General features: G+C 38.1%; 22 protein-coding genes. 4 read left to right on the top strand and 18 right to left on the bottom strand.

What is annotated here, in order from left to right:
- Nucleotides 1-9 precede the first annotated feature (9 nt).
- Nucleotides 10-705, top strand: coding sequence for a copper homeostasis protein CutC (locus QBK89_RS00520; RefSeq protein ID WP_284139048.1), 696 nt, complete (start codon nucleotides 10-12; stop codon nucleotides 703-705).
- Between the two features lie 69 nt (nucleotides 706-774).
- On the opposite strand, the gene QBK89_RS00515 is transcribed toward QBK89_RS00520, so the two are convergent.
- The 8 genes from QBK89_RS00515 to QBK89_RS00480 all read right to left on the bottom strand — a co-directional run bounded on the left by QBK89_RS00515 (nucleotide 775) and on the right by QBK89_RS00480 (nucleotide 8,235).
- A complete protein-coding gene (locus QBK89_RS00515) occupies nucleotides 775-1,503 on the bottom strand; it encodes an SIS domain-containing protein (RefSeq protein WP_284139047.1) in 729 nt (242 codons plus the stop codon).
- Complete coding sequence (locus tag QBK89_RS00510) at nucleotides 1,503-2,213, bottom strand: KDGP aldolase (RefSeq protein WP_284139046.1); 711 nt, start codon at nucleotides 2,211-2,213, stop codon at nucleotides 1,503-1,505. The genes QBK89_RS00515 and QBK89_RS00510 overlap by 1 nt, the downstream gene beginning before the upstream one ends.
- Nucleotides 2,214-2,243: 30 nt before the next feature.
- Nucleotides 2,244-2,966: a creatininase family protein gene (locus QBK89_RS00505; RefSeq protein WP_284139045.1), complete on the bottom strand. Its 723-nt coding sequence runs from the start codon at nucleotides 2,964-2,966 to the stop codon at nucleotides 2,244-2,246.
- A gap of 24 nt (nucleotides 2,967-2,990) precedes the next feature.
- Entirely contained in the window at nucleotides 2,991-3,983 is a 993-nt protein-coding gene (locus QBK89_RS00500; RefSeq protein ID WP_284139044.1) for a phosphotriesterase family protein, read from the bottom strand.
- A 69-nt stretch (nucleotides 3,984-4,052) separates the two neighbouring features.
- Nucleotides 4,053-5,348: a PTS ascorbate transporter subunit IIC gene (locus tag QBK89_RS00495; protein WP_284139043.1), complete on the bottom strand. Its 1,296-nt coding sequence runs from the start codon at nucleotides 5,346-5,348 to the stop codon at nucleotides 4,053-4,055.
- A gap of 48 nt (nucleotides 5,349-5,396) precedes the next feature.
- Entirely contained in the window at nucleotides 5,397-5,666 is a 270-nt protein-coding gene (locus QBK89_RS00490; protein WP_284139279.1) for a PTS sugar transporter subunit IIB, read from the bottom strand.
- A gap of 16 nt (nucleotides 5,667-5,682) precedes the next feature.
- On the bottom strand, nucleotides 5,683-6,111 hold the full coding sequence (locus QBK89_RS00485; protein WP_284139042.1) for a PTS sugar transporter subunit IIA: 429 nt from the start codon (nucleotides 6,109-6,111) through the stop codon (nucleotides 5,683-5,685).
- A 24-nt stretch (nucleotides 6,112-6,135) separates the two neighbouring features.
- On the bottom strand, nucleotides 6,136-8,235 hold the full coding sequence (locus tag QBK89_RS00480) for a BglG family transcription antiterminator (protein ID WP_284139041.1): 2,100 nt from the start codon (nucleotides 8,233-8,235) through the stop codon (nucleotides 6,136-6,138).
- A gap of 458 nt (nucleotides 8,236-8,693) precedes the next feature.
- Between QBK89_RS00480 and QBK89_RS00475 the strand changes: the two genes are divergently transcribed.
- A complete protein-coding gene (locus QBK89_RS00475; RefSeq protein WP_284139040.1) occupies nucleotides 8,694-8,873 on the top strand; it encodes a hypothetical protein in 180 nt (59 codons plus the stop codon).
- A 198-nt stretch (nucleotides 8,874-9,071) separates the two neighbouring features.
- On the top strand, nucleotides 9,072-9,641 hold the full coding sequence (locus QBK89_RS00470; RefSeq protein WP_284139039.1) for a glycerol-3-phosphate responsive antiterminator: 570 nt from the start codon (nucleotides 9,072-9,074) through the stop codon (nucleotides 9,639-9,641).
- Here the strand turns inward: QBK89_RS00470 and QBK89_RS00465 are convergent.
- From QBK89_RS00465 to QBK89_RS00420, 10 genes are all read right to left on the bottom strand, one after another.
- Nucleotides 9,598-10,419: an HAD-IIA family hydrolase gene (locus QBK89_RS00465; RefSeq protein WP_284139038.1), complete on the bottom strand. Its 822-nt coding sequence runs from the start codon at nucleotides 10,417-10,419 to the stop codon at nucleotides 9,598-9,600. The genes QBK89_RS00470 and QBK89_RS00465 overlap by 44 nt on opposite strands.
- Before the next feature lie 59 nt (nucleotides 10,420-10,478).
- A complete protein-coding gene (locus QBK89_RS00460; protein ID WP_284139037.1) occupies nucleotides 10,479-12,182 on the bottom strand; it encodes an ABC transporter permease in 1,704 nt (567 codons plus the stop codon).
- Nucleotides 12,179-13,300: an ABC transporter ATP-binding protein gene (locus QBK89_RS00455; protein ID WP_284139036.1), complete on the bottom strand. Its 1,122-nt coding sequence runs from the start codon at nucleotides 13,298-13,300 to the stop codon at nucleotides 12,179-12,181. The genes QBK89_RS00460 and QBK89_RS00455 overlap by 4 nt, the downstream gene beginning before the upstream one ends.
- A gap of 15 nt (nucleotides 13,301-13,315) precedes the next feature.
- Nucleotides 13,316-14,356: an ABC transporter substrate-binding protein gene (locus tag QBK89_RS00450; protein WP_284139035.1), complete on the bottom strand. Its 1,041-nt coding sequence runs from the start codon at nucleotides 14,354-14,356 to the stop codon at nucleotides 13,316-13,318.
- A gap of 214 nt (nucleotides 14,357-14,570) precedes the next feature.
- The gene (locus QBK89_RS00445) at nucleotides 14,571-15,461 is read right to left on the bottom strand and encodes a glycerophosphodiester phosphodiesterase (RefSeq protein ID WP_284139034.1); all 891 of its coding nucleotides are present in this window, start codon (nucleotides 15,459-15,461) and stop codon (nucleotides 14,571-14,573) included.
- Nucleotides 15,462-16,103: 642 nt separating this feature from the next.
- Nucleotides 16,104-17,516 (bottom strand): argininosuccinate lyase, encoded by a 1,413-nt coding sequence (gene argH, locus QBK89_RS00440; RefSeq protein WP_284139033.1) that lies wholly within the window; start codon nucleotides 17,514-17,516, stop codon nucleotides 16,104-16,106.
- Nucleotides 17,517-17,807: 291 nt separating this feature from the next.
- The gene (locus tag QBK89_RS00435; RefSeq protein WP_284139032.1) at nucleotides 17,808-19,493 is read right to left on the bottom strand and encodes an ABC transporter permease; all 1,686 of its coding nucleotides are present in this window, start codon (nucleotides 19,491-19,493) and stop codon (nucleotides 17,808-17,810) included.
- A gap of 7 nt (nucleotides 19,494-19,500) precedes the next feature.
- Complete coding sequence (locus QBK89_RS00430) at nucleotides 19,501-20,598, bottom strand: ABC transporter ATP-binding protein (RefSeq protein WP_284139031.1); 1,098 nt, start codon at nucleotides 20,596-20,598, stop codon at nucleotides 19,501-19,503.
- A gap of 136 nt (nucleotides 20,599-20,734) precedes the next feature.
- Entirely contained in the window at nucleotides 20,735-21,832 is a 1,098-nt protein-coding gene (locus QBK89_RS00425) for an extracellular solute-binding protein (protein ID WP_284139030.1), read from the bottom strand.
- A gap of 18 nt (nucleotides 21,833-21,850) precedes the next feature.
- Entirely contained in the window at nucleotides 21,851-23,017 is a 1,167-nt protein-coding gene (locus QBK89_RS00420) for an ROK family transcriptional regulator (protein WP_284139029.1), read from the bottom strand.
- A gap of 445 nt (nucleotides 23,018-23,462) precedes the next feature.
- Here QBK89_RS00420 and QBK89_RS00415 point away from each other — a divergent pair, with 445 nt between their 5' ends.
- On the top strand, nucleotides 23,463-25,964 hold the full coding sequence (locus QBK89_RS00415; protein ID WP_284139028.1) for a PIG-L family deacetylase: 2,502 nt from the start codon (nucleotides 23,463-23,465) through the stop codon (nucleotides 25,962-25,964).
- The last annotated feature ends 204 nt before the right edge of the window (nucleotides 25,965-26,168 follow it).

Here is a 26,168-nt window from a genome sequence, read left to right as displayed (position 1 = left end):
AGGTTCCCTATGCTTCTGGAAGTAATCGCAATAAATCTAACTGATGTAAAAGATGCTGAAAAATACGGTGCTGATCGCATTGAACTCAGCCCAGCGATGAATGAGCTTGGCATTACTCCGAGCTATGGTTTAATCGAGGCAGCTGTTCAAGCTGTCGATATACCGATAAATGTTATTATTAGGCCACATAGTCAATCATTTACCTATAATCAGAATGATATCGAAACCATGAAATCAGATATTCGCATGGTCAAAAAATTAGGTGCAAACGGGATTGTTATTGGTCCACTAACAACGAAACAAACGATAGATGAAGAAGTATTACGTGAATTATTAGATGTTTCTGGAGACCTTGAAGTAACCATCCATCGTGCATTTGATTTTGCTCGTGATCAAGTAGAAGCATTAAAGTGTTTAACAAAATTTAAGCAAATTACTACTATTTTAACTGCTGGAGGAAATTATAATGCTCCGGATGCGGTCAAAGAAATTAACCATTTACTCGATTTATCAAGAGATTCACATTTGTCTTTAATGATTGGGCACGGATTACGCATAGAGTCATTCCAATCATTTTTACAACAGGTACAAGGAGAGCCGTCTGCAGTACATTTCGGATCTGGTGCCAGAGTTAACAACGATTTTGCTTATACTTTAGACGAGAGTAAAATAAAACAAATTAAACAAATCATGACCTCTGCTTGATTGAGAATAAAACATAAGCATAACGCGCATTCACACAAAACATTGTGCAAATGCGCGTTTGTTTTTTCATTATAGGGTAATTCTTCCGGAATATTGATCAATTAATCGTTGATTATGTTCGTCAGATCCTTCAATATTTCCACTAAGAAATATTGGGGCTTCAAAGCCATGCTCCGCCATTAATTTAATTGATTCCCCAAAAATGGCATTTAGAATCGTTGCTCCAATTACTGTTGAACTAGGTGAAAAGCGAACAGCTATCTTTTCATGCTCTAGTAATGCATCTCCAATCGGAGCATGATTGTCTATTACTAAATCAACTACTTCATATAGATACTTCGCATCTTTATGACGAGATGGTTGGCTTGTTGCGTAGTCAATAGAGGTGATTCCTACTACAAATGCTCCCTGCTCCATTGCAAATAATGCAACATCTACAGGAACTGGATTACGTCCAGAGGTAGAAATAACAAATACAATATCTCCTTCTTTTATATCCTGTTCTTTCATAAAGTGTTCAGCATAATTATTTTTTCTTTCTAATGTGGAAGATCTTACCGCACCCTCATGTAACATTAATGGCTCATGTAAGATGGGATGAATAGGGACAAGACCACCCGCACGGTAATAGACTTCTTCAGTCAATATATGTGAATGTCCACATCCAAATAAGTGAATGATATGCTGATTTTCTATTGTTTCCGCTACTTTTGTTGCTGCTTCTTTCAGCTGCTTTCCTTCTTTTTGTAAAACTGTCTCTAATAAGCGATGAATTTCAGTAAAATATTGCTCTAACATTATACTCCTACCACCTTTTCGATAATTTCTTTTACTTTTCCAGGAATAGTTTCCCCTGTTACTGGATCAATAGTAGAACCAAAAATATGTGGCATAAAAAATTCAATATCAATGTTCTTAACACCTTCAATAATGTCAATGATATTCGTCGCATCTATCCCTCCGGCAGGCTCTACACCACGGATACCAAGCATTGAGGCCTGCGAAGTTAAATAAATTAGTTCCTCTAAATGCTGTTTGCCTTGAACTGGCATCATTTTAATACTTTCAATCCCTTGCTCTAAAGCGATTTCTAAAAAAGTTGTGACATCGAGGATTTTTCCAGAGCTTAATTGAATTTTTCCGACGGTTCCAGTAGGTTTAACAAGTGCATTCACGATTTGATTCGGTAATCCTTTCGCATCTAAAAATCCTTTTGTATAACTGGCCGTTTCAAAAGGCTGATTTAAATGCCCAGGCTCGGATAAAGCAGCTATTTCTAAAACCTTACGCCAATTATCCGGATTTCCTCCACCACCTAGTCCAACACTTACTATTGGACTAGTTTTTTTCAATTCCTTAATCATCGCAGCTCCAGCTTCGATGGAATGAAACTTGTCAGAAACGATTCCCGGAACGATATACCCTTTACCAGCTTCGATAATATCCGCTGCATTTTTTGCACTTGATGCTAAAAAATTAAACAAAAACTTATCATAAAGCTTCTCCACGCCACCCACTCCTTTCTCAACAAGTATCTATTATTCACTTAGCTGCTTTATTATTTTCACCATATTATCCAATGCTATATCTATTACGTACTTTCCTTTTTCTTTTGTTGCTAATTTAGCATCTCCTAATACCGCTGTACTTGTAAATTCCTCCCAAGGAGTTGGAGTTACATCTGCGGATATAGGAATAGTAGGAATATCGGTAATCGCTCTCTCCATGTCTACAAATTCTGGTGCCAGATAAAGCATATAAGACGTTTCTATTTCACAAGCATGAAAATATGTTCCATGCGCAGCATCTGTCTCACGAACTTTAGCTACTGCTTTGTTCATTCCTGGGTAAAAAAAATAAAACACGCGAAGCTCGGGACATTTTTCGAATAGAACCCTTGCTGCCTCTTTTAATGCCGTTCCATTTCCTAAATGACCATTTACCATTGCAAATGTTTTAAAGCCTTGTTTATATAAACTGTTACCAATATCTACGATAAAGTTGATTAAGGATTGATTACTTATATTAATGCTGCCAGGAAAATTACGCAGACTCCAAACTTGACCATATGGTAAGGTCGGCAATACAAAACCATTCACTCGTTTAGCAAGTTCTGTTGAAAGACGCTCAGCCAATAAATTATCTGTCCCTAGAGGTAGATGAGGACCATGTGCCTCTACTGCACCAACGGGTAATATGGCGATAGGAGATGAATCAATTTTTTCCTTTACATCAAAAGAGTTTTCAAATTGAAATTGCATGGAAACCACCACTCCGTCTTGAAGTTATTTTTTAAATGTAAAGCAGCGTGCAGGATTCGCAACAAAAAATTTATGAATGAGTTTTTCACCTTCAAAGCCTCTCATATTTGCTTCCTCTCTAAAACGCGACACCCATTTTCCAAGGATATACTCTAATCCTAAGCCATAATCATAATGCTTGTAATAAGATTTTCTTGCTGTATCACCACTGATCAAAATTTGATCCTCATATCCTTTTTCAACAAGACCCAAAATACAATCAATTCTAGTACTTTCCGGAGCGTACTTTATTTTTGCAATCCCATCAAAGGATAAAAATGCTCCTGTTCTAGCAATTGCTTCATGGTAAAAAGGATCAGGGTTTCTATCCATATGTCCAAAGCTTACATGCTCAAGATCTACGTTCTCACTCTGTAAAAGCTCAATCTGCTCTAATCCCATCGTTCCAGCTTCTGTATGCGAATGAACAGGTGCTTTTGTCTCATGATAGGCGCGTGCAACTGCACGTAACGTCTTTTCTTCTAAAGGGGTTATTCGGTTATATCCTGTTCCAAACTTTACTTGCCCACCACGAATTAGCGTGCCTTCCAAGCCCTCTTCAATTTCCTTAATAACAAAATCTGTTAAGGAATGTATCGGTGTATTGTCAATCCACTCATAATAGGTTGCATATTCTCCAATTACAGCTTTTAAATGCTCTGGAAGTGGGGCATTCCATAAAAAGCTTTTATTAAACCCTGCTGTACCAATAATTGTTACTCCAGTTTCTTCGGAGATTTCCTTCACAGCTTGTACATCACGACCATAATCTATTGCGGTAGCATCAACAATTGCTTGTCCGCCTAAGTTTTTAAAATCAAGTACATCGAGTTTTGTTTTCTCTTTATCATCCAACAGTAAATCATCTGCTTCTTTTTGCACCCAATAAGGAGGGCGACAAACAAGATGTTCATGAGAGTAAGTAAACCCCAATGATGTGGGATCAATATCACCAGTAAATGTCCGAATAAAACTCATATGCCATACTCCTTTCAATTTCATTAAAAAGGAGGGAAAGTAAGCCAATCCCCCCTCTTATCTTCCTATCTAGAACAATAACTGTGCTAAGAACCGAATGATTGGTCCTAATATAAACATATCTGAGTCCGCAGCCCACATTGCTGTATCAGGAATTGTATCCGGTAATAGCATTTTCACTGTTACAAACTGACCCCAAGCAACGACGGTAGAGGTAATAAAACCTGCCATTAGCGCACCTCTAACACCACCTGTTACGTTACCAAACACACCAGCAGTAGCGGAATGGAAAAATAACACAATCATTGTTGGAACAAAGATATAACCAACCGTATTTCCAAGGACAACTAACCAAATTAATGCTCCAGCAAATGCTCCTAAGAAACCAAGAATTACGGCATTAGGTGCATATGGAAATACAACTGGACTGTCTAGAGCAGGCTTTGCCCCTGGAACAATCTTCGTTGCGATCCCTTTAAACGCTGGTACCATCTCTCCAATAAACATACGAACCCCAACAAGAACTACTGCAATACCCGCAGCAAACGTAAACGATTGAATCAATGCGTACACAATAAAGTTTTGTTCTCCTGCTTGCGCAATGAGCTCTTGTGCACCTGGTGTGTCTTTAAAGGAAATAATGATTGCTCCTACCAGGAAAAGCAGCCCCATCGTCATTGCTGTAATTACATTAGAATCTCTTAAAAACTCGAGACCCTTTGGAAGCTTAATTTTCTCAGAATCATTTTCTTTATTACCTAACCATTTACCAGCTAAAGCCCCTAACAAAGCTACAGATGCTGATGTATGACCTAATGCAATATTGTCATTACCAGTGATTTTACGCATAAAAGGCTGTGTTAGTGCTGGCTGTATTGTCCAATACAATCCCATAATAACAGCTAAAAATATCACTAATTTTATAAATGAAACATCACCAACTGCTTGAATAACAATTCCTGCAAAAATCGTTGTTGTCCAAAACATCATGTGACCAGTTAAATAAATATATTTCAACTTCGTAAATCTAGCGAGTAAAACGTTAATGATGAAACCTAACGTCATTGCCAAAGTGACAGCACTTCCGTATTTAGCATTAAAACCTTCTTGTCCCATAAAGTCTCCAAGAGGTTCTCCAGATAGGTTAAATACCTCTTTCCATAATGGCTCAAATACAGTTAAAGCGTTAACAATTACACCAGAACCTGCTCCAATAATTAAGAACCCAATTATTGCTTTAAAGGTACCACTTACTGTTTGACTTGCCGTTTTCTTCTGCAATAAGAGACCTAAAAGTACAATAAATCCTAATAAAATAGCTGGTTCTCCAAAAACGTTTTTCGCAAACCAAAAAATAACTTCCATTTTGTTAACCTCCTCATATTAATTTTTTAGGCTATATATGAATGTTGCTTAACCTACCATGTTTTCATCAATCGCTTTATTAATTTCATCCATATCAAAATAATTATTTACAATAAAAACCTTTGCACTGTGATCTTGTAAGCTTTCAGCTAGCTCCTTGCTCGTGATAATATAGTCAGCTTGCATACTAGAAGCTGAGGAAACATCTGTGTGCTCGACATCTGCTTGTATTCCTTTCTCTCCTAAAACCTGCTCGACATTCATTTTCAAAATTAAGCTTGTCCCTTGTCCTAATCCACAAACTGTTAATACTTTTATCATTGAAATCACACTCCTAAAATAATTTTTTTATGTCCTCATATCCCTTAGCATTTCTTAACACATCAACATTATTACTATTATTTAATAAAGTTGTCAGTTTTCTTAGTAATGCTAAATGTTCATCACTGTTGGATGCTCCTAGTCCAAAAACTAATTGAACAGGATCATTCATCTCATTACCAAAATTGATTGGTTCTTTAAGCTTTACGAAGGAGACAGAGGCTTCATTAACTCCGTCCTCTGGTCTAGCATGCGGAATGGCAATCTGTGGTGCTAAAACAAAATAAGCTCCATTTTTTCGATATGAATTAATCATTGCATCCACATAGTCCTTCTCAATGAGATTTGCATTTAACAACAGATTCCCTGCTTCCTGAATTGCTTCTTCTGCACTTTCAACAACTACATCTACTTTTATAAGATCTGCCTCTAAGAATTTCATATTAACCACCTGCCCTTTCCTATCTTAATCTGTTGAAAAGTTATTAATAAGCTGTATGATTCTTTTCCTATTTCCTGATTGAACAATCTTTTTATTCTCTTTATCAGATAAAAGCCTTGTGAGTTGAGATAAAGCTTTTAAATGTTGCTCATTATCTAACGATGCTAAAATAATAAATACTTGAACTGATTTCCCTAATAAATCAATCGACTCTTGTAAATGGAGTAAGCCCATTCCTGTTTTATATACACCGTCTGCTGCAGTGGCGTGAGGAAGTGCAAAGCTCTCGGAAATAACGACATAAGGCCCCATAGATATAATATTTTCAATCATTTTTTCTACATACGTCTCATTGATAAAATTTTGCTTAATCAATGACGATGAAGCGAGCTTTATTGCTTCCTTCCAATCATGCACTCGTTCATTCGTGACGATACGACCTTCAGGTAACAATACATTTAAATTAGGCTTTCTTTTCTTATCATCGATAATAATTGGTGCCTGAAAATAACTTCTTAACTCTTTACGTAATTCTTGGTCATCCTCTATCTGGGCGTATCGTCGAACAATATCCATTACCGTATCAACGGAATATATTTGTTGTTTACTCTTATTTTTATAAAGACTATTAACTTTTTTTAGCAATGCTTCTTTATCTTCATTACTAAGCACAGGTCTAACGACAAAAACAGGAACTCCTTTGTCTGGAAGCGGGATAGTAGATACAATAATGTCCACTTGAATCTCCATTTTTTCATATTCTCTAATAGAAGTTACACCAATAATTTCTATATCTGACAATAATCCTTTTAATTGACTTTCTAGCATCCGCGATGTACCTAATCCATTCGTACAAACAATAAGCAGTTTCTTTCTCGCCCGTTCTAGTACAACCCCTTCTTTTCGGAGCCAACCACCGAAGTGCATGGCAATATATGCTATTTCATTATCATGAACAGGCTGTTCAATTAAATTTTCAAAGTGATGGATTACTTTTTTTGTAAGCAAAAATACCTCTGGATAATTTTCTTTGACTGAATCACATAAGACATTGTCAATTTTTATACCATATTTAATCCGATAAAACGCTGGTTTTAAATGCAATAGCAGGTTCTGAATCATATGGCTTTTTTCTGGAAAGTCAACTGCTGCATATAATTGAAATTCAGATACCATTTTTTCTACCACTTGTCGTAGTAGCTTCATTTCCTGGTTCTCTAGTTGTAAATCTAGGCTGTAGTTTACTTTTGCACTTAATAAATATTTTGAAAAGTACAAGACTTCATCACTTGGAATATCTAAACGTAATTGGTTCGCAAGGGCATTGCATATTTTCTTTGCACCACTGAATTCCTCTGTCGTAAGAATAACTTCTTTTTCAATTGGATCTGTTTTTACATAATTCTCTTTTTTAATACGATATAAAAACAAATAGAACCAAATAACTAAACTGTTCAAAACATCATCTGTAATTTCAATGCGCGACTGTTTTTCATAATCATGTAACAGATGTTGCAACGTATTTAATACTTCGTAACTAAAGATTGAATAGGGAAGAAGTAAATCTTCCGTTTTCCATTCTTGCGAGTTGATAAGGCTATACCATCCATTATCAGGGGTAACAAAAGATAAATAATGAATTAACGTACGTCTAATAATTTTTTCGTCGCCTGAAATCTGATAGCCGCGCTGATGCTCAGAAAATAATTCTAAGTCTTCCAATGCCATTTCTTCTTTTAGCTTCTTGATATCGTCTAGAACAGTGTTTCTACTTACTTGAAATAACTCCTTAAGGTCATCTAAAAAATATGGAGTTTCTGCTATCGAAACATAAATATAAATCCATGCTTTTCTTTCATCATGAGAAAACTCATAATATGAATTGTCCGATATCGTCAGTTTCGAGCTAATATTTTCCTTTACGTTCTGGTCCAAATAAATTCCTTTTTCTCTTATTTGTCTAACACCAGGTAAATCGATTTCTTTAAGCCAATCGTTTATTTTCTCAAGGTCATTATAAATCGTCCTTCTTGATACATTGAACTTTGCAGCTAACTCCTGGATAGTTATATAAGAATCTGATTGGACAAGCTGATTTAAAACTGCCATACTTCGACGATCCATAATGCCACCTCCTTAAGAAAATCATTTATTTAGTTATAGTTATTATGTCCTATATAGATTATATTAAATTCCGCATAAAGAAATAAGACCAAATAAAACACAGCGGAAAATGCAAAAATGGACTTCATACAAAAAAGCACTTTATGAGGATATCTATCGAATAAAACACAGAGGGCATTCTTTACAATATCTTCACCATTGCTTCATGCTCCATTAATATCTCTCATGTATGATGACAGTAACCGAAAAATCTAGTCATCTTGGAATTTTCAAACACCATTTCAAACTGACAATAATATCGATTGTGAGGTGATTAAGTTGAAAATGAAAAATCCAAATTTAAAACTACAGTTAAAAACGATGAAAAAAACCCTCCGCCATTTGAAAATGACCCCACATAAAAAACAAGAACGCCAAAAATCTCATGTATAGCGTTCACATAGAAAGGAGTTCAAGGGATGTTGAAGACGCTTTTAAAAAACAAGGATAGAAAGAACAAGCAAGCCGTTAATAGCACGTATAACTATGTATTAGCAGCTGGTTCACTTCTTCTTATAACTGGCGGAGCAGCATTCTACTATAGGAATAAAAAAGCTCGGGATACATTTTTTCCAATGTGTAGAACAAACGTGCTTTAATAAGGATTATAGGAAATGTGGAGAATAAAATAATAAAAGTTATAATCGAGTATACAAGTAACATATTATACTCGATTTTTGATTACTTTGAAGAAATAGCATTTCTCAATACCCTTCTTTTTAAATCAACTATTCTAACTATTACAAAACAATGTTACAATTTACTTTATACTTAACTATGGGAGAGGCGAATAAGAAATGCGAAGCAAAATCGTGGATATTGTCCAATCACAAGTTATTGCCTCTGTGAAAGAAGAGAGCGATTTACCTATCGCTTTGCAGGCAAACGCTAACATTATCTTTCTATTGACCGGTAATCTTATGACCGTAAATGACTATGTAGAAGAAATAAAGAAAGCGAATAAAGCATGCTTTATTCACGTCGATTTTATTGAAGGTCTATCGAATTCAAAAAGTGCGATTCAATATATTGCAGATGTTTGGCAACCAGCGGGAATTATTACGACAAAAAGTAATATGGTCAAGATGGCCAAGGAAGCGAGGTTACTAACGATTCAACGATTGTTTCTTATCGATCGCAATGCGATGAAAAAAGGAATCGAAATTGCCCATACATGTAAGCCGGATGCCATTGAAGTACTTCCTGGAATTATGCCGCATATCATTGATGAGCTTACAGCATTAACCCACCTGCCAATTATCGCAGGTGGGCTCGTAAGCAACAAAAATGAAATTATGCAAGGGTTAGAAGCTGGCGCGCTCGCTATATCGTCTGGTAATCCGAAGCTGTGGAATCTGGACCTTTAAGCGGGAGGTCTGAAATATACCGAATGCTATCCAAAATGAATGTTGGTTTATAAACGGATGCTTCTACCATATGTTTATCCGTAATTCCCGATAAAACGAGTACTGCATTCATGCCATAATCCAATCCCATCTTTATATCGGTTTCCAATCGATCGCCAACCATGTAACAGCGCTCGGGTGGAAGCCGTAAAATTTCTTCGGCAATGAACTTGGCCGCTAGCTGGGAAGGCTTTCCTAGAATTAATTCTATTTTTTCTCCTGTCGCTCCTTCTAATGCGCCAATCATGGCACCACAATCAGGAATTTGGCCATTATTTACTGGACAGGTGCGATCCGGATTTGTTGCCACGATCTTCGCACCATTACGCCACGCTTGAAACGCATCATTTAACTTTTCATACGTGAACGCGCGATCCCAGCCGATAACAACATAATCCGCTTCGAAGCTATTGGTTGTTAGGCTTATTCCCGCATGTTGCAGCTCCTCCACCAATGGTGCTTCTCCAACAACCATTGCTTTCTCTTCTTTTCCCATCTTCTTCTTTAAATAGCGCGCAACTAAATAGTTTGAACTAACAACAGATTTCTCTGTTACGTGGATACCTAGATGGCATAACTTTTCCACATACGCTGATATCGTCTCAATTGATTTATTGGTTAGAAAAACGACCTCATCCCCACGTTGCTTTAATGCATGAATTGCTTCTTTTGCACCATCAATCAATTTATTATCAACGTATACCGTTCCATCTAAATCAAAGATGAATCCCCTTTTCATGCATGCTCCTCCTAAAGATGTTTACACATGATAATGCTTCTACTTTTCACCTTAATTTATTATGAAGATTGCTTGCTCGTAAGCCGATTGGCGATTGCTTGTAAAACGATAACAAGCACAACAAGTACAATCGACATCGCGGCAGCAGAGTAATATTCTGCTCTTAGCACATTTTGAAAAATAGCTAAGCTCATTGGTGCCCATTCTGCTGGAGCCATTAAAATAGAAACACTCGTTTCTTTAATAACCGTTACGAATACGAGAATCGATCCAGCTGCAATACCTGGTAGCATTAATGGGCCAATAACAGTAATTGCCGCAGTTAACGAGGACGCACCTAAATTTACTGCGGCTTCCTCAATATCCGCCTTAATCGATTGCATCGTACCAACGGTTGACCGTATCATATACGGTATGCGACGAATCGTATAAGCAATAACCAGAATCATGGCTGTGCCTGTAAGCTGTAATGGTGCTGTATTGAACGTTTGAATAAGCGCGATACCGAATGCAATTCCAGGAACAATTAACGGTACGGTTGTCATAAAATCTAAGGACGCTGCATTTTGCCTTACTACAAAGTAAGAAACAAACGTTGCAATTATTACACTTAGCACAAGCGCTCCAAAGGCAAGAATTAAGCTGTTTTGAATATTACCCAATGAAGAAGTAAAAATTGTCTTATAATGTGCTAGTGTATATCCGTTTGGCAGTGGATCCTTTCCCCACGTCGTTGCAATGGATTGTAGAAACACTGTACCCATCGCCAATAATGGTACGAGGACAACAAAACCTGAAAATGCGGATAGTGAAATTGTTAATGCTTTATTATCATTCAGCTTTATTTGCTTTGGCTTTCCTGATACAGCATCATAGTTTTTCCCTTTGAAAAATGCATGCTGCATCCAATAAACAAACGCTGCTACTGCAATCATAATGACCGTTAGAATCGCTGCTCCACCCCAATTAAAAAATCCAGCAATTTCACGGTACGCTTCAACAACTAATAAGTTCAAGTCGGTTGGCGCTAAAATAATCGGTGTACCAAAATCGGAAAAGCTCACCGAAAATATGACTAAAGCTGTTGAAAGCATTCCAGGGATGGCTAGTGGAAATGTAACGGTAATAAAGGTTAGCCAGCTTTTTGCTCCCATATTTCGTGATGCTTCCTCTAGTGAGACATCACTAATTTTAAACGCTGCTACCATTGGCCATAAGGCGTATGGGAAAAAGAAGAATACTTGCACAATTGCAATTCCTGTCATCGAATAAGGGTCGATTAGTAATCCTTCTCCTCCAAGCGCTTGATAAATATAAGTCACCCAACCAGCTCTACCAAACATAATGATAAATGCGTATGCAGAAATAAAGGTTGGAACAACTAATGGAATGGTACATAACGCACTGATCGTCCGTTTAAAGGGCATTTTCGTACGTGCTATCCCGTATGCAATTGGCACACAAATAAGTAAAACGATAACAGAAACCATAAAGGCAAGATACACACTATTTTTTAATGCATCGAAATAATGCCCTTGTGAAAAAATCGCCTTAAAATTATCGAGTGTCGCATTTTTAAACTGCTCAATCGTCGTCTGCATCGTGTCCAAGCTAATAAGCGATCCAAATAAATTAATCGGCTCATTTGTAAAGGCAACTAAAAATACAGAAACTAACGGCAGGATTAAAAATAAAATAAAGAATGCATAAACAAGCAATCGTACAATTCCAATTCCGGTAAAGGTTTGCTTTAGCCAATTCATATGAGCAACACCCTCTCTGGAGAGACACTTAATTTAACACTGGCTCCAGTGGATAAGATGCTATCTCCAGATTCATACGTCGTATCGACTACTAACTCATGTTCACCAACTTTAACGTCATAACGCACGGTTGATCCAAGATACGTCGCAACCTGGATAATTCCTTCAAAGGCATTATCATAATCGGCTTCCTTCTCATCAAGGACATTAATATTTTCCGGCCGAATGACTACTTGCACCTCCTGGAGTTCGGTTGCAAGCGTCGATTTAATTTGTTGGTTGCCAATTTGAATCGTCGTCATTCCGTTTTCTCGGTTTAACACCGTACCAGGCATAATGTTTGATGTTCCGACAAAATCAGCAATAAACGGTGTTTTCGGATTACTATATAGATCTGTAGGCGTACCGATTTGCAGGATCTCGCCATCCTTCATAACTGCTACCCGATCAGCCATACTCATCGCTTCTTCCTGATCATGCGTTACAAAGATGGTCGTAATCTTTAAATCCTGCTGAATTTTACGAATCGTGTTTCGCATCGTATGCCGTAGCTTTAAGTCAAGGTTGGATAATGGTTCATCCATTAAAAGCACATCTGGCTCCATCACCAAAGCCCTTGCTAACGCAACACGCTGCTGCTGCCCACCTGAAAGCTCACTCGTTAGTTTTTTTGCATGATCGGTAAGCTCAACATACGCTAAAATATCCATTACCTTTTGTTCGATATCCTTTGGGTACTTCATTATCTTACTGTTAAGCATTCGGGTATAAACGCCAAGCTTTTTGAACACATTGCTCTTTCTTAAGTGCTTTATGTTTAAACTGTAAGCAACATTATCAAATACATTCATATGTGGAAACAATGCATAGCTCTGAAACACCATTCCACAGTTGCGTTGATTTGGTGCCAGCTTATTCACATTCGTATCACCAATTTTTATCGTACCGCTTGATGGTTTTTCAAAACCGGCTATACAGCGCATTGTCGTTGTTTTCCCACAGCCTGAAGGACCAAGGAGGGCAAAAAACTCGCCCTCTTTAATGTCCAAATTTATGTTTTGAAGTACAGTTACCCCTGAAAAATTCTTTGTTAGTTGTTCGACTACAACTGACCCCATACTATCAACTTCCCCTTAGTTAATTTTATTTTTCCACTCATTGCGAATACGGTCATAATTCTCATTAACCCAATCAATATCTAGATCAACTGCATGCTCCTTAATCTTATCCAATGATAACGGAGTTTTTGATTCTACATCTGGATTAATTGGAATATGGTACCAATCTGCTAAAATTTGCTGTGCTTCTTTCTCAAGCATGAAATCCATGAATTTTTTTCCGCCCTCTGGATTTGGAGCGTCCTTTACAAGTGTAATTGGGTTTACTAAGATTGGGGTTTTCTCTGGGACAACGAAATCAACGGTTTCCCCATTTGCTTGGTGTTCATATGCCATAAAATCAAAGCCAATCCCAATATGTGCCTCTCCCATTGCAACTCCCTTTGTTGGACCAGAACCAGAATCAGGAATTGAGTTTGCTTGGGCAGCAAGCTTTTGGAAATATTCCCAACCAGCTTCTTCGCCATGCTCCATCATATAGCTCAACACCATTAATGTTGCAGTACCAGATGCTGCTGGATTGGAAAATTGAATTTTTCCTTCCCATTTTGGATCTAGCAAATCCTCCCATGTCTTTGGTGCTTCTTCCTCTGAAACGAGCTCTGTATTATAAGAGAACCCGAGTACAAACATTTCTGTTCCAACATAATAGCCATCCTGATGCTTCATCTTAATGCCATTTTCGACAACTTCCCAATCCTCAGCATCTTTCGGAATATAGCTTGTTATAATATCTTTGTCTACAGCGGCTTCAAATGGTAGAATTCCACCTCCGCCATACCAAACATCAGCTTGTGGATTCCCTTTTTCCGCCATCATCTTATTGACCAACACATTCGTTCCAGCATAATCAACATTTACCTTCTGTCCATACAGCTCTTCATACTTTTGTGCTAGCTCCTTCGTTAAATCTGGTGTTTCCGGTGAATAAAGTGTTATTGGTTTATCCCCTCCACCTTCTCCACCATCCCCTGAGCTATCGCCAGCACATGCGGATAATAATAAAATACTGAATAAAAACAAAACAGACAGTGCGTAGAATAAGACTTTTTTCAATGTTGTTCCCCCTTTATTTTGATATCTCCCTTAACCCTAAAAAAGAAGAGAATAATAGAAAGAGCCCCCCTTGATAAGTAAGAAAGGGTTTTCAATTAGTTCTCTTCTCCTGGATTCTCTGAGAGATATTCAATTGGTTTTTATTTTAGCAAACGTTTTCATTTTTGTAAATACAAAATAAACAAAATTTTTTAACAATATTTAATTATTACTTTTAATCGTTTCTGCCTTTAAGAACATCGTTCAATATATCAGGGTAGTTGGTAAACATTCCTGTTACACCCCAATCGAGTACTTTTTCCATATCGGCTCGTGTGTTAACCGTATATGGATGCATTAGCAAATCATGTGCTCTTACTTTCTCTACATAGGCCTGGTCAATTTTCGTATGACTTGCCCCAATTCCTACTGCATAGCTTTTAATCTCTTCTAGTTCTTCATCTGTAATCGTTGCAGGCTGTTTATAGGAAATTAGCTGCACAAGTGGCACATTGGGATTGAGCTCATGCAGGATTTGTAGACTTTGTGGACTAAAGGATTGTAGTAGCACCTTACTCGAAGGGCCATTAACTCCGAGTAGCTTATACTTTTCTAGTATTCTGATTAATTCCGCTTCCATCCCTGGATAAACCTCAGGCGATTTCGTTTCAATATAGTAGCGCGAGCCTCTACCAAATTCTTGAACAACTTCCTCGAGCGTCGGTACTTCGAGGCCAACAAAATCCGGATCTGCTTTATCAGGATATTTCTCATTAAACCAAGAACCTGCATCTAGCGCTTTGATTTCTGCTAAAGTCATATCTTTTACATAGCCTGTCCCATTTGTTGTCCGATCGACTCTTTCATCATGCATCGCGATGAGTACGCCATCCTTTGTCATTTGTAGATCAAGCTCGATATAGTCCCCATGCATCTCCTCACCTAGTTCATAGGCTATCATCGTATGCTCTGGGGCATGCCCAGATGCGCCGCGGTGTGCTACATTCAGTATTCGATTCGGATTTAAAGTAGGTTGCTCTGAAGCTGCAAAAGCAAGATTTGTCCCTGCAAGCATTGTAAAAAGAAACGTCATCAATACCATTGTAAAGCTTAATACCTTCTTCATTCATTTCAGCTCCCTATCAAAATATAATCCTACGCTTAAAAATGTAGCTACCCTCCTTTATTATTTGATAATTCCAATAATGGTTAATGCTAGCTTCATAGTCAAGATAGAATCCTTTTATTGCTGAAAATTGATAGATTATGCCTAGCTTACTTAGGGCAAATGAATTAGAGGCGGGAGTTCGGAAGGGGGATGAAGTGAGGATATCTAATATCGCAGGCAAAAAGACTAGGAAACAGTTACAGAAAATGCGAATCCCCTCGCCCAAACTTCGGACGAAGGGATTTTTTATTGAATTTGGGTGGTTCTTGATCAAATTCGAGTGTTTCTTGATCGAGTTTGGGTGGTTCTTGATCGAATTCGAGTGGTTCTTGATCGAGTTTGGATGGTTCTTGATCGTTTCACCCGCTTCTCGATCGAATTTGGGTGGTTCTTGATCGAATTTGGGTGGTTCTTGATCGAATTCGAGCGATTCTTGATCGAAATTGGATGATTCTTGATCGTTTCATCCGATCTCGATTGAGTTTTGTTCGGTCTCGCTCGAGTTCACAGCTTTCTCGCTCGAATTTGGGCGCTTCTCGCTCGAATTTGAAAAAACGATTTGTCCTAAAACAAATCGTCTTTCCGCATGACTATACTTTATTATGCTTGCATTACCTTTCTCCTTCGTTGGATCATATCAGATACAACTGCAGGATTTGTTCCGCCTGTTACTTTTCTACGTTCTACAAAGCATGTTGGATCTACGATTTGTTGCCAATCCTCTGCCGTTAATTCAATATCTTCGAGCCACTCATTAACTTGGTGAAGTGATATTTCATATAGCTCTTTTTGTTGTGCCTGTGCTTTTTGGGCTATAATACTTGCTTTATGATGTGCCTTTCGAAACGACACACGATAATCACGTGCTAAAACATCAGCCAACTCTGTTATCGTAATCATGTTTTCTCTTGCTTGTTGGTGTGCTCGTTCCTTGTTGAAGGTTATTGTTAGTACAACCGCGCGCATCAAGCGTAACACACGATTTGCTTTTTCATAGCCATTATATAAATGCGGCTGTAAATCATCTTCTGTATCATTAATATCACCATATGGTGTATTGTGAATCATATGAACAACAGCTAATCCCTCTGCCGCTGCACTCGATGCAATCGATCGCGAATGCTCAATAGAAACAGGGTTTCGCTTCTGTGGCATAATGCTACTTATTTGAACATACGCATCCGAAACGCGTAATAATCCTACTTCCTTGGAAGTCATCCTTAGAAACTCCTGTAGCCATCTTCCGATATTTGTCATGGTACTTACAAGCGCTTGCGCTGCCTCGATTAAATAGTCTCCAGCACCAATTGCATCATAGGAATTCTCTATCATTCCATCAAAAGCAAGTAATTCTACCATCCGCTCACGATTAATAGGAAATCCAGAAGTAGTTATCGCCGCTGCTCCCATTGGAGATTGATTTACCGTGTTATATGCATGCTTTAATCGCTCAATATCCCGCTGCAAACTATCATAAATCGCTACTAGATAATGACCAAACGTGGTCGGCTGTGCTGGCTGTGTATGTGTATGGGCAGGCATAATCGAATGAACATGCTGCTCTGCTTGATTTAGGATTGCTTCACTAAGTGCTGCCGTATTTTGAATGGTTTCCTGTAAATAATTACGCAGCACAATCCGATACATCGCCTCTCCCATATCATTTCTACTTTTTGCAATATGCATTTTCCCAGCAAGCTCTTGTCCAATAATTTCACCTATTCGTGACTCAACTAAAAAAAACAAATCCTCGTATGCAGCTGAATACTCAATCGAAGCGCGATCCATTTTTTCAACTTCTGCAACACCTTTTAATATCTGTTCTGCTTCTGACTTAGATAATATCCCTTGTTCGGAAAGCATCGTCGTATGTGCTTTATGAATTAAAAACATGGCATCAAATAGATACTTTTTCTGATCGTAGAACACTGGCTGAAGTAATGTTTCTACATATGTTTTCCCAGGAAATTTCAAACCGTCTGCTTGCTCAAACTGATCTTTAAATGAACTCATTTATAAAGCACCTCAAGTTTACATTGTGATTGTCGTTTATTTAGCCTTCTTGTTATCTAGCTTTAACTCTTGAAACTAGATAAAATTGATTTTGAACATTAGCTAGCGTTCAACTATATTGAAGATTCGAGATTGAGAGACTTACATTGCACTCGATCAATTCCAACTACTTCTCAATTGAATCTAACACATTCCCACCTGACTCAACTCCAGCTTGATTGACCCCAGCAACTCTTTCCAAATGCTCGCTCAAGTCTCCACCAACATTTTCCTCTCATTACCCAGAACGGGCTACAAAGTGTTTTCGGTTTTAACCCCAAAGAATCGATAAGCAATGAACATTACGATTGCGATGAGACCTACCTGAATCATTCCATATGCTGCTGCTTGCCCTAAGTTAAACATGCGCAGCTGGTTCATAATCTCAATCGAAATTGGCCTATTACCTAACGTGTACAGTAATACGGAAGTTGGAAATTCGCCGACTGCTTGCACAAACGCCAACAAGGTCCCACTTAATACGCCGGGCATTATGATTGGAATCACAACACGGCGAAATGTATAAAACCATTTTGCTCCTAAATTTTGTGCAGCTTCTTCAATGGAATCATCCATTTGTTCTAGAACGGCATTCGTTGATCGTACAACTAATGGTAAAAATCGCACAAAATAGGCTAACGGTAAAATCCAAAATGTTCCTACTAAAATTTTCCCAAAAGAAAAGACAGATGGTTCGTTAAATGCCAAAATTAAGTTCATCCCAACAACTGTTGCTGGTAGTGCCCACGGAATCATTACTAAAATATCGAGTAGGTTTTTCCCGATAAATTTTCGTTTTACTAAAGCATAGGAGGTGATAATTCCAAAGATAAAGACTCCAAAACAAGCAAGAAATGACATGATCAAACTATGCTTGACTGGATCCCAAATATTCGGATCTTCAAAGAGCAATTTAAAGTTTTCGAGGCTAAATGCTGTTGGATATGTTTGCCATGTCCAAGCCCCCTCTGGCACTAAAGACAATACTAATAATGTGACATGTGGTAATAGGAGAACAATCATCGCGATAATTCCGAGTGTTACCATCGACCATTTTAAAAGCGGGTTATTTACCTCACTGCGATGTGCCCCAATTCCCTTGCTTGCCATGCGATAATCCTTTCTTCCTTGATACCAGCGCATGAACAACAAGAAAGAAATCGATACAACGGATAGAATAACCGATTGTGTGGCAGCCATTTCTAAATCACCATTTATTTTAGAAAAATAAATTTGTAAGCTTAATACACGGTAGCCTCCCGCAAGTAAAAATGGCGCACTAAAAGAAGCCATGGAAACCATGAACACTAAAAGCGATGCGGCCACAAGCCCGGGTGTTAATAATGGAAAAGTAACCTTCCAAAACACTTTAAATCGACTTGAACCTAGATTAAACGCGGCTTCTTCAAGTGACGGATCAAGATTGTTTAAGGCAGAAGATGTCGTCATATAGAAATACGGATACATCGTATATGCATGGACAATTAATATTCCTGAAATGCCTCCAATACTAAATGGGACATTTTCTAAATGAAGTATGTCTTTTATCGCATTTGGAACAAGTCCTGCTTCTCCATATAAAAACATGAACGCCATAACGCCAACAAGTGAAGGCAAAACAATCGGCATAATTGCGATATTCGAAAAAAATTGCCGACCTGGAAAATCATATCGATTAAAAACAAATGCTAATGGAACACCAATTAATGCACTAAAAAAGACTGATAACAAAGAAATATATACGGAATTCCAAAGTGCTTCAAAATTTGCTGCTGATTTAGCTCCGAAAAAGTCCTGATAGTTTTGTAATGAAAAAACACCATTTTTCTTAAAGCTTTCTAGCATCGTTTCGATCGATGGGTACAGTACATAGCCAATTAGAATTAAGGCAACAGGTATTAACAGTAGAATCGTTTTTCTTTTTTCTGCGTTTAACATATGCATGTCACTCCTTTGCCTTTGGAACCACTCTAATTTGGTCTGCTGGCAGCTTCACGTATACTGTCGTACCTGCTTTTAAATATGTACTTGGCCCTTGATTCAAGCCAGTCGTCTGGATCTTAATCGAATTATTTACCATTACAGTCGTATGAACAGCTGCACCAGTAAACTGAACGAGTTCAACCGTTCCAGAAAAAACATTTTCCCCTGTTAATTCCTCTGTGGATACCATTATTGCCTCTGGACGAATCGACATTAACAATGCATCGCTTTCTTCATGCTTCGCAATGTTTCCTGTTGTATTTTGTACATGCACAGCACCATTTAGTTGCTCTGAATGGTAAATGATTTGATTTTCTGTTTTTTGTTCAAATTGAATTGGAAGTAAATTTGTTTCGCCAATAAATTCAGCGACAAAGTCATTTACTGGCTCATTATAAATTTCAGTTGGTGTACCTACTTGCTGACATTCACCAAAATTAAACACGGCAATTCGATCACTCATCGACAATGCCTCAACTTGATCATGCGTAACATAAATCGTTGTAATCCCATACTCTCGCTGTAAGCGTAAAATCTCTGCCCGCATTTCATCACGCAATCGTGCATCAAGATTACTTAAAGGTTCGTCTAACAATAGAATATCTGGTTCGATTACTAATGCACGAGCAAGTGCGACACGCTGCTGCTGTCCACCACTTAACTGGCTAACTTGCCGTTCAATATATTGATCAAGTCGAACTTTTTTAAGAACTTCCTCTACACGTTTTTTAATTTCAGCTTTACTCACTTTTCTTACTTTAAGGCCAAAAGCTACATTTTCGAAGACGGTCATATGAGGGAACAATGCATAGTTTTGAAACACCATGCCTGTATTCCTTTTTTCTGGTGGAACGGTAGTCATATCCTTCTCATTGAATTTGACTTTACCTTTTGTAGGGTAGTAGAAGCCGGCAATCATACGAAGAGTTGTTGTTTTTCCACATCCACTAGGTCCTAGAAATGTGAAAAACTCGCCTTCTTTAATCGTCAACTCTAATTTCTTAACTGCCTCTACACTACCAAATTGCTTCGTTATTTCTGATAAATGCACTGTTGACATGAACAACAACTCCCTTTATCTCCCGGAAATAGAAAAGCATTATTTCCTTCATCCTGATGGTTCATTTATTACCTAGTAATGAGGTGAAACGACTTAAGAGTAATTCGTTCCACCTAGATTACTAGTTTACTTGTGTTTACTCACTTTTATCTTTTTTTGCATTTTTAATGTTGTTATCCCAATGCTCCATCCACTCATCAGATTTTTCTTGGAATAGCTTCCAATCAATATCCATTGGATTAATTTCTGTTTTTGTAATCCATTCTGGAAGATCTGTTACATCCTCACGCGTTGGAATACGATAATACTTCTCTGCTAGCAGCTTAGCTGCTTCCGGAGTATTAACAAATTCGTAAAATGCTTCAGCTGCTTTTGGATGTGGTGCATCTTTAACAATAGCAATACCTTCTGTTAAAACAGGTGTACCGCTCTCTGGAATAACATAATCAAACGGATAGCCTTTTTCTTCTGCAAGCATGACTGTATCTGGCATATTCCAAACAGATAGAGTACCTACACCTTTAGCTACTTGATTGTACATAATTTCTGGATTTGCTGAATATTCCTTTGTGTTTGCATCTAGCTTTTTCAACCATTCATAGCCTTCTGACGGATCCTCTGTATCTTTATACGTACGATAAATCATCGAGGAATAAATGGTACGCATCGTTCCTGATGCTAATGGATAACGAATGATTAATTCATCCTCCCATTTCGGATCTAGTAGATCGTCCCAATCCTTTGGCGCTTCGTCAGCAGAAATTTCCTTTGAATTGTATAAAATTACTTCTGGTGTGATAGACGTTCCAGACCACATCCAGTCTGCATCATGATACATTTCATCAATTGAATCAGCATAGGAAGGCTTATATTCTGCTAAAAGTCCTTCATCCTTCGCTTGATCAAAGTTTACTTGAGGAGCTCCCCACCATACATCTGCCTGGGTATTATTTTTTTCCGAGCGCACACGGTCAAGAATCTCCTGTGATCCCATATCTAAAAATTCCATTTCAATGCCATACTTTTCTTCAAATTGCTTTTCAAAATCACTTAAAATATCTTTTCCATGCGGAGAATAAACGACTACTTTTTCCTCAAGCTCTTTATCTCCATCTTTTGCTGCATCTTTTCCATCATCCTTTTTATCATCTCCACCAGCCATACACCCGGCTAGCACGAAACTAAAAATGATTCCCATAATAAGTACTAAGCCACTTTTTCTAATCTTCTTCACTAAAATAACCCCTCTCCATTAAATATTAAAAATACTGTCGTATTCCTTCAAAAACAGTGCGACAGCTCCAATAACGCCCGCTTCTCTTCCAAAGGTTGTTCGAACGACATCACAGTTTCTAGGTGTAAAACGTTCAATGATATGCTTCATCTTTTGCTCAATCAATGAATACGCTTCGCTAACACCACCTCCTAAAATGACAATCTCTGGATCTAGTAATGAAATATAGTTGGCAATTCCTAGGGAAAGATTTTCGATTGCTGCATCAATCACTTCTATTGCAATCGGATGCTTTGCTCGATAAAGCTCAAAAGCCTCTTTTGCAGTTATTTCTTTTCCAAGCCGGCTTGTCATCGCATCCCCAATTGAAGTTCCACCAGCAACACTCTCTAAAAAGCCATAACCGTCATATACAGGGTGGTAGCTGTTCGCGTATTCCCTATCTGTTACCATATAGCCAATTTCTCCAGCACCATAGTTACTTCCACGGTATAGTTCCCCATTAATCATGATACCGCTTCCAATCCCTGTTCCAATTGCAATGTAAATAAGATTGTTCTTCTTTTTGCCCACACCCTTCCAATGCTCACCTAGCACTGAAATATTTACATCGTTATCTACAAAAATTGGATATGGAAATATCTCACTTAGTTTTTGACGAACCGGAAAACGCTTCCATTTTAAAGCTGGTGCCTCATGGACAATTCCTGTTTCTACATTCGTCACCCCTGGTATGCCAACTCCCATACCAAGAATTAATTTGTCATCAATATCGAGCTCGGCCTTCATTTCTTCAATTTGATCTCGAATCTTTTCAAACAGTCGATCCTGCTTCATATGTTCCTGTGTCGAAAAAACACGGTAGGAACATATTTCTCCATTTAAATCAGTAATTCCAGATGCTACCTTTGTTCCGCCAATATCAATCCCTATCACATATGCTTTTTTCGGATTGAATTTGAGATTAACAGGCTTTCTTCCTCCAGTTGTTGACGATTCACCATTACCCATTTCGTGAATCCAATCTTCTTCAATAAGCTGGTTCACAAGCGCTGAAACGGTTGGCTTGCTTAAATTAAGCTTTTTCGCAATCATTGCTCTAGATGTAGATTGCTCGTCTATTACACATTGGAGAATCATTTCCTTGTTCATATTCTTTATGTACGCTGCATTTCCTTTCTGCATTGCATAAGCCCCTTAATTTTGTTATTTCATTCCTTTTCCCTCGTAACTTTTTTATGTGCTTACTTTTACTTTAGTTAGTAAAGTTTACTTACTAACCATCTGTCGTATAACATAATATATGAAAGCCCTATCATTTGTAAAGTACTAAATTATTAAAAAATATTTTTTATTTGGATTTCGGTTTCTTCGCAGGCTTAGAACTAAGCTATGCATGGATGTTTTGATTTATGTTTTTATAAGTAAAGTGGTTCTTACTTACGACCTATTAATCGTAAACAAATAGAACTTTTGTAATATTTACAACATTATTCGTACATGCTACGGTTTAAAATATTAGCAGTGGTATTGCTTGACTGGTTAGTTAGTATATTTAACTAACCAACTTATTGCGAAAAGGAGGTACTGTTTTAATTAGGATACACTAAAATGAAAGGGGTTACAAAAAATGAAAAAAACACTTTATATCTTGTTGGTTGCACTCCTTACACTTCTACCAACATCCAGTTTTGCCAAAGTTAGTGAGAAACATGATGTCGAGCTATGGAATGTTGTTAACCCGTTGCAGACAACTGTCACTTTTTTAAACACGGGGGCGCATCCAGATGATGAGCGCAGTGATTTTTTAGCTTATTTATCAAGAGGTCTTGGCGTGAAAACTGCTAGCTTAATTGCCAATCGCGGAGAAGGTGGACAAAATGAAATAGGCAATGAACTAGGAAACGCACTTGGAATTATTCGTTCTAATGAAATGGTGGAGGCTGCAAAAATTACTGGCGTGAAGGCTTTCCATTTAAGTGAAACAACTTCTGACGCCATTTATGATTTTGGTTTTTCTAAGTCACCGAATGAAACATTAGAAAAATGGGGCGAAGAAGTAACGTATGAACGATTGATTCGTTTTATTCGTACGTACCAACCAGACATTGTTATGCCCTCCTTCCGCAACGTTAACAGCCAGCATGGACATCACCGGGCAATGACAATTTTAAGTGAAAGAGCATTTGAGGATGCCGCAGATCCATCTGTTTTTCCAGAGCACCTTGAAGATGGTCTACACGTTTGGCAAGTGAAAAAGTTTTATTTACCTGCAGTATCTGAGGAAACAGCAACAACTTCCATTGAAATAGGTGATTATGATCCAATTTATGACATGACTTACCCACAGCTTGGAGAAGCATCTCGCTATATGCATAAAAGCCAAGGGATGGGAAAAGACATTCCAGCTGAGCCACGCCAAACGCACCTAGAGCTTGTAACGACAGTTTTAAATGATGAAGAAGCAGACCTTTTCAGCGGAATTCCGTATAATTTTGAGGATTGGGCAGAAGTCGTTGAAGCTGACAATGAACGTCTTAGTGAACAACTCGAAGCATTACAGGAAGCGCTCGAGGACATTGTTGAAGCATATCCAAATCGTGCACACGTATTGCCAAAATCTCAACAAGCTTTAAAAGATGTTCGGAAGCTATTGAAATTTAGCGAACGGGCCGACTTATCGGAAACAGTGAAGAACGATTTAGTGCATAAGCTGGAAATCAAGGAAAAGCAGCTGCAGGACGTTAGCTTTGTTGCTGCCGACCTTGAGGTTAAAACGGATATTAATTCACAAGTACTAACGCCAGGAGAAGAAGCAACTATTTCTGTTTCCATTACAAACAAGGGAGCAAAGAAAATACACCACATGAAAGCGGGCATTGCTATTCCAGAAAGCTGGAACCAGCAAAATGAAAAATATTTGAAACATGTAAAACCAAATGAAACAAAAACAGTAACCTTTAAAGTAAATGTACCTGAGGATGCTGAATTGTTTGCAGCCTATGATGATCCAATCGTGCAAGCGGAGGTATCCTTTAAAGAACAAGGCGTAACAACTGTGAAGGTTGTTGATCTTGATAATACGGTTTCAGTACTTCCAGAGCTAAGCGTAAAGCTAGATCCGGAAAATATTACGGTGAATACCGCTGCGGTGCAGGAGGAAATTCCAGTCCGCGTGAACGTTAAAAGCTATACGAACAGCAAAATAGATGGAAACGTATCATTAAAACTTCCAGATGGCTGGACGAGTGAGCCTACTCAACAAGAAGTAACGTTTCATAACCGTTTTGAGGAAAAAGAGCTGACATTTACAGTTCACCCACCGGCTCAGGTTGAAGCAGGCGATTTTTCTATTGATGCAATTGCGAGTGCTAATGGGAAAACATTTACAAAAACGGTGCAGGAAATAAAGTATGAGCACATTAACGATTCCTATTTCTTATATGAAGCTAAGGCAGATGGTGTAGCGTTTGAATTACTAAAGCCAGATAATTTGAAAGTTGGTTACATTGAAAGTGGATTTGATAAAGTTGCCGACTACCTTCAAAATGCTGGATTTGATATTACAAAGCTAACTGAAACCGATTTAGCTACTGGCGACTTAACTCAATATGATACTATTGTCACTGGAATTCGAGCGAACCTTTCACGCGAGGATCTCGTTCAAAACAATCCTCGCCTACTAGAATATGTAGAAAATGGCGGACATTTAGTTGTGCAATATCATAAGCCTTGGGACAATTGGGATACGAATAGCTCTGCGCCTTATCAGCTCGAAATTGGTCAGCCTTCGATTGAATGGCGTGTTACAGATGAAAATGCAGCCGTAACCATGACCAAGCCAAATCATAAGCTGTTCAACTATCCAAATACCATAACCGATCGTGATTGGGACAATTGGGTACAGGAACGCGGCCTGTATTTTCCAATGAATTGGAGCGATCAATATGAAACCTTCGTTCAGATGGTAGACCCAGGCGAAGAAGCATTTGATGGTGGAATTCTCCTCGCTAATTATGGCGAAGGAACATATTTATATACAAACCTCGTCTTTTACCGACAAATTGATAACCAGGTGCCAGGTGGATACCGCATATTTACAAACTTAATTAGCTATGGAATAGAGGAATAACCTGTCATCAGTATGAAAACACCTCGCCTTGGTTGGCGAGGTGTTTCTTTCCTCTTCAGGTGGATGGCTATGGAGTGGCGTGGCATGATTGAATGCATTAACTGATTCTCAGAATAAAAACTGGCAGGCCGTCTCATGTGAAATTGGGTGGTTCTTGATCGAGTTGAGCCCTTTCTTGATCGTTTCACACGATTCTTGATCGAG

The organism is Virgibacillus sp. LDC-1, from assembly GCF_030137545.1.
In the GTDB taxonomy this organism is placed as follows: Bacteria; Bacillota; Bacilli; order Bacillales; family Amphibacillaceae; genus LDC-1.
Note: the sequence above shows the minus strand (reverse complement) of the source record. Positions and strands in the feature narration are given on the sequence as shown.